Origin of the sequence: Thermogutta sp. (genome assembly GCF_014359955.1) — a bacterium.
Taxonomy (GTDB): domain Bacteria; phylum Planctomycetota; class Planctomycetia; order Pirellulales; family Thermoguttaceae; genus Thermogutta.
The window spans coordinates 1-1,302 of sequence record NZ_JACIYL010001025.1; the positions used below are offsets into that span (position 1 = coordinate 1).

General features: G+C 56.5%; 1 protein-coding gene. It reads left to right on the forward strand.

Translation table 11 applies throughout. The features are described from left to right. A partial coding sequence (locus H5U08_RS19105; RefSeq protein WP_297036853.1) for a GH116 family glycosyl hydrolase occupies nucleotides 1–1,302 on the forward strand: 1,302 nt, incomplete at both ends.

Here is a 1,302-nt window from a genome sequence, read left to right on the forward strand (position 1 = left end):
TTTACAGACCTACCGGCGGGGATTTCCAAATGGACTTGCGAGGGCCGTCGCTATGAGGCCTGGTGGCACAGTGCCGAGGAAGTGGCAGCGGAACTTGACGCTCGCCTTCCGGAACTCGAAACAGCTACCCGGCTTTACGCGGATTCTGTTTACGAGACGAATCTTCCCTACTGGTTTCTCGACCGGATCGCCTCACAGGTCGCAATTCTGCGAAGTCCGACCGTTTTCTGGTGTCGCGACGGATACTTTGGCGGATGGGAAGGATGCAATATTGAAGCAGGGTGCTGCCCGGGCAACTGCAATCATGTGTGGCACTATGCTCAGGCTCACGCGAGACTGTTTCCAGAGCTTGGTCGGTTGATGCGGGAACAGGAATTTCGTTTCCAGAAGGAAGACGGTGCTATTCCTCACCGTCAGCCCGACCAGTTCCCAGCGTTTGACGGCCAGTGCGGCGCCGTTCTCAATTCCTATCGCGAGCACCTGCTTTCTCGTGACGAAACGTGGCTGGCGAAAAACTGGCCGTTTATCAAGAAAGCGATGGACTACATCATACAGCGCTGGGATTCCGACGAGGACGGCGTTCCCAGCGGACCGCAGTGGAACACACTTGATGGAGAACTGGGGGGTGCTTCTTCGTGGTTGGGCAGTCTCTATCTGGCGGCTCTTGCGGCCGCGGAAAAAATGGCTCAACTGCAAGGAGAAAATGACGTTGCGGCACGGTACCATCGCATCCGCTTGTCCGGCCAGACCAAACAAGACACGATGCTTTTCAATGGGCAGTACTACATACAGATCCCCGAGTCGACACCTTATGAGGATTACGGCGAGGGTTGCGCCATTGATCAGGTCCTGGGTCAGTGGTGGGCCCATCAAGTGGATCTGGGCTGGGTGTATCCCCCTGACCATGTGCGGACCGCGCTCGCCAGCCTGTTCCGCTACAATTTTCGTGGGTTTATGAAAGGATTGCCGCAGAAACCAAGGAAATTTGTGGCTGATGAAGACGCCGGCATGCAGATGTTCACATGGCCCCCGGGGACCCACCCTCCGGCAAAGGTTATCCGCTATGCAAGCGAAGTGATGACCGGCTTTGAATACGCTGCGGCGGCAGCGATGATTCAGGCTGGATTGGTACGGGAAGGTTTCACCGTGGTGCGGGCAATCGCCCTCCGCTATGATGGCCGAAAAAGAGTTGGATTGACGCCGGGGAATTTCACAAGTTGGGGCTACTCCGGTAATCCATTTGGCGACGACGAATGCGGCAAGTTTTACGCCCGGGCGATGAGTTCCTGGTCGTTGCTCCTG